Below are 8,820 nucleotides of genomic sequence, written 5' to 3'. Positions count from 1 at the left end.
TAATAATGTAATTCATATGAAATTTATATTTATAAATGTCTTGTTGTTTGTGGTACTTTATTTTCCAGAGCTGTGGCATCATCACTGCAGCTTTATTTTTACCCTTCCTTGGTTTTACTTATATTTGTTTTTGATCGCCGTTCTGCCCCGGTTAACGGCGTTATTATATTGCCCCGCCTGACTGCGGGGTTTTTTTTGCATAAAAAAACCCATAACTGGCGAAAGTTATGGGCTCAACAAGTGAGAGAGAACTAAAATTTCTACGACGAGGTCAGAGAGACTTTCCACAACAACCTACATAACAGATGCCACGGTTGCATTTTCCGCAACGGAAACACCGGTTATGCAGGGTACAGCACATACAATCAGGAGAAGGTTTTGCTAATTGCACAGCTCGTTCCAATAGCTGAACCGTAATAAACGGATATACCGGTCAGGAGCGGCGAAACCAGGTCGGATCACTGTTCCCCACATCAATACCGTACAGACACCCGGTGGCGTGAAAGCTTTCCAGCAAGCGGTAGGTATCATGTGTCCTTTCCTCTGGTGGATTACTGACTTTGCGGCGCGTGATGCGTTGCCATAGCGAACGGTGCTCAGCAGTGTGTACAGTCGTTGACATACAGGCCTCCGGTTAATCGCAGCTTTCAAATCAAAGCCTTCTTTAACGTTGGTTTCAAAAACAGGGCATACAATGTCTGCCCCGGGAATGAACTCAGTTAACCTTTTATGGATCGCAAACTGAACCAACCATTTTTGCTTTCTATATGAAGTTTTGAACTATGACTCCCGTAACCACACTCCCTCACAGAACAACCTCGCGCATGCCTGACTATTTTGATGACGCAGCGCCGGTTCAGCCGGATCTTGCGCCAGTTGCACCAGCATGCCCGTAAAACACTGCGCCAGCACGCAAGCAGGAATATCACTGCGAAAAAGTTTGCTCTGCTGGTTATGGGCGAGATTTTCAGACATCAGGCTGACCAGTAAACGCTGTGTTTCCTGTGCCAGGGGCGGTAGCAAAAATACCTGTTGGGTCAGTTCGTTATTTTCTGCGAAAAAATTCAGTAGTTTACGAAAGCTGAGCGCCATCCGGTCCAGGACCTGATTTTCGGCCACGTCAGGTGCAATCTGTAATGAACGTACCAATGTGGTCAGGTGTTCACGGAAAACGCCGGGGTTTGTATCTGACATTTTTTTATCTTTCATATTCCTGATCTTCATGGGGAGTTGCGTGAAGGTAAAACCGAGAATGTGGTATCAAGCCCGATGATTCCAATGTATTTCAATTCAAACTTTTACTTGGAAACCAGAGCAGGTAGACTTTCAATATTCCGCAAAAACTCGGCTAAATAAATGAAGTCTTCTTTTCGCTCTCTGCTCGTTTGTACTGTTCTGTTTGTTCTGCCTTTGTTGCTAGCCAATATTTATTATATTGATGATAATGGTCGCGCTGCTTTGGGTTACACCAACTGGGGCCCTGATGGCAGGCCGCTGGCCGATATCATGATAAAAGCATTGTTCCTCAGTGCTCATATATCGGACATCTTCCCGCTGCCACTGATCCTGGGTGTTCTCATCATCAGCGCAAGCCTCACACAATTTGCGCGCCATTTTTTACCTGATCGCCCACTCAGTACAATTTTACTGGTCACGTTAACCTTTTTCTGCAATCCCTATCTGGCGGAAATTTTTTCCTATCGCTTTGATGTGCTGACCTTAAGCGCCGCACTGGGTCTCAGCCTGCTTTACTGTTGCTGGACAGATCACGGTAAAACATGGATTCGCTTTGTCACCGGCACCGCGATCATAGTGGCGATTTATTGTCTCTATCAGACGGTAATTAACATTTTAGTCATCATGGTTATTGCGGCGTTCTTCCGCCAGATGGAGAGACAACTCTCACCTGGGTTGATCCTGATAACCTTATGTCGTCGGTTCGGTGAACTGATGGCCGGTACAATTATCTACCTGAAGCTGATTTTGCCCTCAACATTTTCAGGTAAAAGTGAAGTCAATCATCCTGTATTGGCGACAGACAATCTTCTCACGACAATTATTAATAACCTGCACAGTTACAGCCAATTTATCAATGATACGTTGGTGAAACATCAGGGCGGTATGCGTTTCCTGATGCTGATCCTCGCCGTTGCGGTTATTGCGGGTCTAACAATTACTGTTCGCTATCTGCGTCAACATCGTGGGGCGGTGACATTGTTACTTTGCTTCGCGGCGGTTGTTGCACCATTTATTGCAGTCTTCATGATCCCCGGCAGTTTGCTGCTATTGCAAAATGCCTTACTGACTCCACGTTCCCTGGTCGGTTTAAGTGGATTTATGCTGCTGAGTGCCTGGTTATTGACGATGGCATTGCCAAAGCGGCTTAAGCCACTGACCTGGCTATTAATGATACCGGTAATTCAATCACTGGTGTTTTTTTATGCTTATGGTAATGCCTTGCGCGAGCAGGCTAAATTTAATGATAATCTCGTGCAGCGGATAAAATCGGATACTCATGAGCTGGATTATAACTCTGTATATTTTATTTACAGCGGAACGCCTCCGCATTCTCCTGTTTATGAAAACTCACTGAGCAATTATCCTGTGCTGGCGGTACTGGTACCTGATTATTTCAGTAACTGGTATTGGCCTGTGGGGAATATGACGATGAACGGATTGCAACAACGCTGGGCTTCGCCTGCAACGGGAGTGAATGTCAACATTGCACATTATGTCTGTCAGACAAATCCTTATGCCAGCAACCAGGATTATAAAATGTGGAAAGAAGACAGCGTAGTTGTTATTGATTTTAACCGGACACGCTGTCAGTAAACATATAAAATCACCCCAGGTTAAGTGAGTTTAGCCTGGGGTTATCTCTACTTCAGCGGTCAAGAGTGAAGCATTTTTATGATTAATCTGATTTAATAATGTACCGTGGTCTTCTTTTGGATTCGATATAAATCCTGCCTATATACTCACCCAGCACACCAATTCCAATTAACTGAATCCCTCCAAGGAAGAGTATCGATACTAATATTGAAGGATAACCTGCAACAGGATTTCCCCAGATAAGTTTATCGACAATCATCCATACCCCGTACAAAAAAGACAGCATGGCCACAAAAAATCCAATGTATGTCCAGATCCGTAAAGGGACGGTTGAGAAACTCGTCACACCTTCGAGAGCCAGATTCCATAGCTTCCAGCCATTGAACTTCGTTTTGCCTGCCGCGCGTACCGGACGGGTGTACTCCACTACAGCAACTTCACCACTGACCCAGCTAAGAATACCTTTCATAAAAAGGTTTCTTTCTTGCAGGAGCTTCAGGTTTTCGACTGTCTCGCGCGAAAGGAGTCTGAAATCTCCTACGTTTTCTTCTATTTTAGGCGAGCTGATTTTATTGTGGAGACTGTAAAAACATGCTGCTGTTTTGCGTTTGAACTGACTGTCGGTACTTCTGTCTCTGCGTTTAGCTAATACCACCTGCGAGCCTTCACGCCATTTATTAATCATCAGCGGGATAACTTCAATAGGATCCTGCAGATCAACGTCTATCGGAATAACCGCGTCACCCGTCGCATGTTCCAGCCCTGCCAGCAGAGCGGGTTCTTTACCAAAATTGCGGATAAAACTGATCGCTTTGACTGACGGATCCGTAACGGACAGAGAATGAATAACGTGCTCGGTGGCGTCTGTACTGCCGTCATTAATAAAGATAATTTCGAGATTATATTCAGATAGCGTCGTCTTTACGGCATGATAAAAAATGGGAATTGCTTCTTCTTCATTGAAGACGGGAACAACCAATGAGATTTTCACTTTTTAACCCTGAAAACAATATAATGTGAGTAGATAAAACCAGAGATCAAACTGACGAGGGAAAATACAATCAGCGTTACGACCGGGCTTGTATGCGTCTTATCGGCTGTCCAGCCGATAAGAGCCGCCACAGTGCCCATAAACAAAACATAAAACATATAACGCCGGGTTGTCGCTTCAGCTTTGAATGTCCATCGTGCATTAACAAAAAATGAGAAGGTCACTGCAACTGCGAAAGCCAGAATATTAGCCAGCGATTGCCGGGTTCCGCAGGCGTACAAACCTGCAAACACCAGCCAATGTATCAGCGTATTAATCACACCCACCGATGAGTATCTTGTGAATAGCTTCAGCATAATGAATAACCGGGGAAACTCTCTGCAGATTTTAAAAGGTTAACCAGACGGCCACTTTAACAGCCGCAAAGTGAGATAGAAAGCCGGAATAATACAATATCCCTGCAACTGCTTGTGCCCAGCTGCAGTCTTATCATCCGCCCTTTCCTCGTGAGTGAGAAAAAGTTAATGACCGTGGCTAACAATTGCACATTGAGCGTCGCAGGCGTAAACCAGTGGATAGCTCACGTAACGGCACCGGGTCGGGTAGACCGTGTCTTACGCGCAGCACCTGAAGAAGATACCGAATACATAGAGGATAGTCGTATGTCTAAAAATGGAAAAGTGGCTTTAGTTACAGGTGGCGGTCAGGGGATCGGCCGCGCGATTGCACTGCGTCTGGCGAAGGATGGCTTTGCTGTGGCTGTGGTGGATTTCAACGGGGAGACTGCACAAAAAGTCGCTGAAGAAATTAATCATGCCGGTGGTAAAGCGATTGCACAGCTGGCGGATGTGTCTGACCGGGAACAGGTTTTTGCTGCCGTAGAAGCAGCCACCAAACAACTCGGTGGGTTTGACGTCATTGTGAATAATGCCGGTATTGCGCCGACAACACTGATTGAAGACATCACGCCTGAAATTGTTGATAAAGTTTATAATATCAATGTGAAAGGTGTCATTTGGGGTATTCAGGCCGCGGTTAAAGCATTCAAATCACTCGGACATGGCGGCAAAATTATTAATGCGTCATCACAAGCCGGGCATGTGGGTAACCCTGAACTTGCCGTCTACAGTTCGAGTAAATTTGCGGTTCGCGGGCTGACACAAACGGCAGCACGCGATCTGGCCTCGCTGGGTATTACTGTCAATGCCTTCTGCCCGGGGATTGTGAAAACACCGATGTGGGAAGAAATAGATCGTCAGGTGTCTGCAGCAGCTGGAAAACCGGTGGGCTATGGTACCCAGGAATTCGCTAAGAATATTACACTGAAACGCCTTTCTGAACCGGAAGATGTTGCGGCTTGCGTTGCTTACCTCGCCGGGCCAGATTCCGATTATATGACCGGTCAGGCGCTGCTGATTGATGGCGGTATGGTGTTTAACTGATCTGCTTTTCTGTCTGTCAGGCCTCTCCTGATGAGAGGCCTTTTTGTTTCTGTTTGCTGGCCGTTCAATGCCTGGCCAGCGGAATATAGTATTCGCAGGTTACGCCTTTGAGAGCAGACTCACGCGAGTATTTTTCCAGGTCCGGCTGCATAATAAATTCCAGACCCAGAGTTGGCAGAAAAACGGAATACAGATACAGAATAAAATCATTCAGCCGGTTAAGATCGTACGGATAGTTGATCTTCAGATAACGACTGGCCGGAACCAGGATGTTATGGCTGTCACGGGGTTGCACCTGATGCGCCACGGTATAATCCATCTGCAACGCATTCGCCACTTCATCATTTGTATCTGGCCGGCAGTCCGACAACCCCCAGACCGGCGCCAGCAGTGATTCCGGTGTTTCCAGATAACGCAACAACTGCGCGCGGTGAACGTGATTCTTACTGTTGAATAAGGCCTCAATAGGGTAAGAATGTGAGACTGTTTCCCCTTCAAACGCCATCTCCGGCAGTTCAACGATTTCATATTCCGGTTGCGGAAACTCATCGACAGTCAGCGGCGCGGTGATCCCGTTCATGGTCCATGATGCGTTGCGGCGATACGTACCGGGAGTTTCGGCGAAGTTCTTTTTGAATGAACGCGTGAAGGTTTGCTGCGAATCGTAAGAGTAATACAACGAAATATCGAGGATGGGCATATTAGTCAGACGCAACGCGATAGCGGCCATCGTCAGACGACGGTCACGGATGTATTTACCCAGTGCGTAACCCGTTTTACTTTTAAACAAACGCTGAAGATACCACGGTGAATAGCCGGTTTTTTTCGAGGCTTTTTCCATGGTCAGACGATCACTTAAGTTGACTTCGATCCAGTAGAGTAGCTCTTTGATCAAATCATCATGAAAATCAGGTTTTTGTTCGCTCTGCAAAATGAACTCCCTGTGCTGCTATAAAGTCGCATCATTATCAATGCGCGACAGATTTTGAAATCACCTTTATTACGACGAGAACATCCGCGCTGTGGCTAACGTGTTTTAAACATCAGACGTTTCCTTACGGTCGGGTTCCCGGGCATACAGCTCATTTTCGATGGCACGGTTCAAATTGTATTCGGCACAGTCTGCGGTTAGCCCGAGGGTTTCGAGACGTGACATGGCATCCATGCTGCTGCTCAGGCCAATCAGTCGCCAGGAGATGTGCTCAGGAGATTCTCCTTCAACAAACTGCCCTTTTTGCCTGCCCAGGGTGATAGCGTTGGAAACCAGTTCATGCCAGTCAGCAACTGACACGGCAAATGCCGCTTTCATCCGCGGCTCCTGTTCAGTCAGGAGCATCGCTTCGTGCCAGAGCGGGATCGCGTTGAGCAACGCGTCGCCATGCGGGCCAACCAATAGAAGATTGAGCTGTTCACGGGCAGTGAGCGTGATTGATTTTTCCAGTAACTGGTCTTTAAGGACTTTCATCACCTGCGTATAAGCCTGCGCACGTAGTTCAGCCGCACTGGAAAAATGATGATGTACCTGACCTGTTGCAACGCCGGCTTCCTGTGCGACCCGACGGACGGTTGTCGCAGCCAGACCTTCACGACGGGCAATTCGGGCGGCGGCTTCCAGAAGGGTGGTTCTGCGTGCTTCTTTACAAAGATATGCCACTAAAAATCCGGAGCAGGATAAACAGAGGAGGATAATGCCAAGACTTGAACGGATGTTCAAGATTTTTTGAGAACGTTCATTCACCTGTGAATTCATATAGGTAAATGCCTTGCAATCTCATGTAAATGTGTACCCGCCGAATCGGGAAAAACTTAGGACGGGGAGTATTATCGGCTGGCACAGGTAAAACTGGAGGCCACTTTCGGATCACCCTTCCCGTTGTATCGCGGAAACAACGGATAATCACATAAAGGCATTTCGCGTCCTGCAGTCGCTTTGTTTGTATCAGTCATCACTTGCTGGCCCGGATCGATCCCATGTACGACCCATTTATCCAGTGTCCCCAGAGAATCCCAACTTACCCGATAAGTGCCGCTGCTGTGGGTGAAACCGGGGGCCAGGTAAAAGCGGGCAAACCGGTGAAGTTCTTGCTCACCAAATTCAGCTTTCAGTTTTTCGTAATATGCCACGGTGTTTCCCGGCGGAACGGCCATATCCGCCGTGCCATGCATCAGTAACAGTTTTCCTCCGTGCTGCACAAAAGCGTGAATGTCGGCACTATCATTATCGATTTGTACTGCCAGTTCTTTCAGCCGTGTCTCGTGAGCTGCGGGATCAAAGCGGAGAGAATCGTAACTGGCATCACGCATCACTTCGTAGCGTACGGCCTGATCACCCATCATATAAGGAAAGGAAATAATGATATTGCTGGCTTCTGGTTTTGGCCTGTTGGCACCGGAGCCAAAAACACTGACCAATGCGGATGCATCTGCACCGCGCAAAATGGGCCATGGAGCGAAATGATCACCCGTCAGCAGACTGACACCTAAAGGAACCGGTTTATCAAGCATCCGGACCAGCGCGATTTGCGGGTCTGAAAGACAGCTGGCACCCACATCTTTTCCTTCCGGGCAGCGCAGATGTGCCAGTTTAAAGGTGGTACTGCAGGCATCCGGATCCGCGACCACACCATCAGCCAGACCATCGAGTTTGTCGCAAGCGCCGGTAACGGCATTGGCAATCAGCGCGGCTTTTGCTGGCGAAATCCATGCGCCCGGCGTGTTGTAGATTGCCTTTCCGATGCTGATCCCGGCCAGATGCAGTTCAACGACGTTATAAACGGGATGAATGGCAATCGCACCGTCGTAGTCGAGCGGGAAGCGTTGGATCGCGGCAAGCGCTTCGTGGCCACCTTGTGAATTACCCTGGAAGTACATGCGATCCGGCTTACGACCATAAGCTTGTCGGATTAAGGCCACGGCCACGTCGTGTGTTTTCTTGATTTGCGCACCGGCAAAGTTATCCCAGGCTTCCTGATTAAGGGTAAAGGAAGCATCGGACACCCCGCCCTGATGGCCGGAATCACTGGCAAACGTGGCATAACCTTGTTTTATTGCTCCGGGTGTGGCTGCCGGGGCAAGGCGTGCTGTGTCAGCGTCTTTAATCGCGCCGTCAAAACCACTCCCCCCCAATTGCAGGGCTTTACCGTTCCAGTCAAGCGGCAGATAAAGCTCAAAATTAATATCGGGAGCATCAGTATCGACAGGCTCTATCTGCGCTTCAACTTTGCAATGCTGATTACCCGGATGGCCTGCCATCGCCACGGTGGTAACCCGCGCTCCTCTTGTCGGAAGTCCGATTGCAGCTGCACTGATATGCACATTTTTTAAGGCGACGCACTGTGCCTGAATGAGGCTTTTGTCAGGAGCAGATAAAACAGTGGCGGTGAACAGTACAAGCGGGCAGAGACAAAGAGAAGCTTTCATCAAAGAACGTTCATTCCGGCGGCTAAGTAAGGACAGTTTGTCATTAAATGACCCGTGAAAAAAGTCTTTTGAGTTCAGGGCATTTTGAAAAAGTTCATAAGGGATATTAATTATATATGTGATGAATATTAAATC

General features: G+C 47.8%; 9 protein-coding genes. 2 read left to right on the top strand and 7 right to left on the bottom strand.

Annotated elements, in window-relative coordinates; translation table 11 throughout:
• Positions 1-433 precede the first annotated feature (433 nt).
• Positions 434-622 carry a hypothetical protein gene (locus J1781_RS01060; protein ID WP_129953542.1) on the bottom strand — a complete coding sequence of 63 codons (189 nt, stop codon included), beginning with the start codon at positions 620-622 and terminating at the stop codon, positions 434-436.
• A gap of 158 nt (positions 623-780) precedes the next feature.
• Complete coding sequence (locus J1781_RS01055; protein WP_129953541.1) at positions 781-1,194, bottom strand: hypothetical protein; 414 nt, start codon at positions 1,192-1,194, stop codon at positions 781-783.
• Between the two features lie 162 nt (positions 1,195-1,356).
• Between J1781_RS01055 and J1781_RS01050 the strand changes: the two genes are divergently transcribed.
• Positions 1,357-2,832 carry a glucosyltransferase domain-containing protein gene (locus tag J1781_RS01050; protein WP_217218749.1) on the top strand — a complete coding sequence of 492 codons (1,476 nt, stop codon included), beginning with the start codon at positions 1,357-1,359 and terminating at the stop codon, positions 2,830-2,832.
• 82 nt (positions 2,833-2,914) lie between these two features.
• Here J1781_RS01050 and J1781_RS01045 read toward each other — a convergent pair whose 3' ends face one another.
• Together J1781_RS01045 and J1781_RS01040 are read right to left on the bottom strand one after the other, a co-directional pair.
• The gene (locus J1781_RS01045) at positions 2,915-3,823 is read right to left on the bottom strand and encodes a glycosyltransferase family 2 protein (RefSeq protein ID WP_129953539.1); all 909 of its coding nucleotides are present in this window, start codon (positions 3,821-3,823) and stop codon (positions 2,915-2,917) included.
• Positions 3,820-4,179, bottom strand: a complete 360-nt coding sequence (locus tag J1781_RS01040; protein ID WP_129953538.1) for a GtrA family protein — start codon at positions 4,177-4,179, stop codon at positions 3,820-3,822. The genes J1781_RS01045 and J1781_RS01040 overlap by 4 nt, the downstream gene beginning before the upstream one ends.
• A gap of 306 nt (positions 4,180-4,485) precedes the next feature.
• Between J1781_RS01040 and J1781_RS01035 the strand changes: the two genes are divergently transcribed.
• On the top strand, positions 4,486-5,265 hold the full coding sequence (locus tag J1781_RS01035; RefSeq protein WP_129953537.1) for a (S)-acetoin forming diacetyl reductase: 780 nt from the start codon (positions 4,486-4,488) through the stop codon (positions 5,263-5,265).
• 64 nt (positions 5,266-5,329) lie between these two features.
• Here the strand turns inward: J1781_RS01035 and J1781_RS01030 are convergent, their stop codons facing one another.
• From J1781_RS01030 to J1781_RS01020, 3 genes are all read right to left on the bottom strand, one after another.
• Positions 5,330-6,196, bottom strand: a complete 867-nt coding sequence (locus tag J1781_RS01030; RefSeq protein WP_129953536.1) for a helix-turn-helix domain-containing protein — start codon at positions 6,194-6,196, stop codon at positions 5,330-5,332.
• Between the two features lie 105 nt (positions 6,197-6,301).
• Positions 6,302-6,919 carry a TetR family transcriptional regulator gene (locus tag J1781_RS01025; protein WP_129991023.1) on the bottom strand — a complete coding sequence of 206 codons (618 nt, stop codon included), beginning with the start codon at positions 6,917-6,919 and terminating at the stop codon, positions 6,302-6,304.
• A 167-nt stretch (positions 6,920-7,086) separates the two neighbouring features.
• Complete coding sequence (locus J1781_RS01020; RefSeq protein ID WP_217233089.1) at positions 7,087-8,685, bottom strand: tannase/feruloyl esterase family alpha/beta hydrolase; 1,599 nt, start codon at positions 8,683-8,685, stop codon at positions 7,087-7,089.
• Positions 8,686-8,820: the final 135 nt, after the last annotated feature.

This window comes from Rahnella perminowiae (assembly GCF_019049695.1).
GTDB lineage: Bacteria > Pseudomonadota > Gammaproteobacteria > Enterobacterales > Enterobacteriaceae > Rahnella > Rahnella perminowiae.
This window is presented reverse-complemented; position numbering and strand designations above follow the sequence as displayed.

Bases quoted from the DNA above. Each gene is read 5' to 3' on its own strand.
- J1781_RS01060 (WP_129953542.1), bottom strand. From the start codon at position 622: ATGTCAACGACTGTACACACTGCTGAGCACCGTTCGCTATGGCAACGC.
- J1781_RS01055 (WP_129953541.1), bottom strand. From the start codon at position 1,194: ATGTCAGATACAAACCCCGGCGTTTTCCGTGAACACCTGACCACATTG.
- J1781_RS01050 (WP_217218749.1), top strand. From the start codon at position 1,357: ATGAAGTCTTCTTTTCGCTCTCTGCTCGTTTGTACTGTTCTGTTTGTT.
- J1781_RS01040 (WP_129953538.1), bottom strand. From the start codon at position 4,179: ATGCTGAAGCTATTCACAAGATACTCATCGGTGGGTGTGATTAATACG.
- J1781_RS01035 (WP_129953537.1), top strand. From the start codon at position 4,486: ATGTCTAAAAATGGAAAAGTGGCTTTAGTTACAGGTGGCGGTCAGGGG.
- J1781_RS01020 (WP_217233089.1), bottom strand. From the start codon at position 8,685: ATGAAAGCTTCTCTTTGTCTCTGCCCGCTTGTACTGTTCACCGCCACT.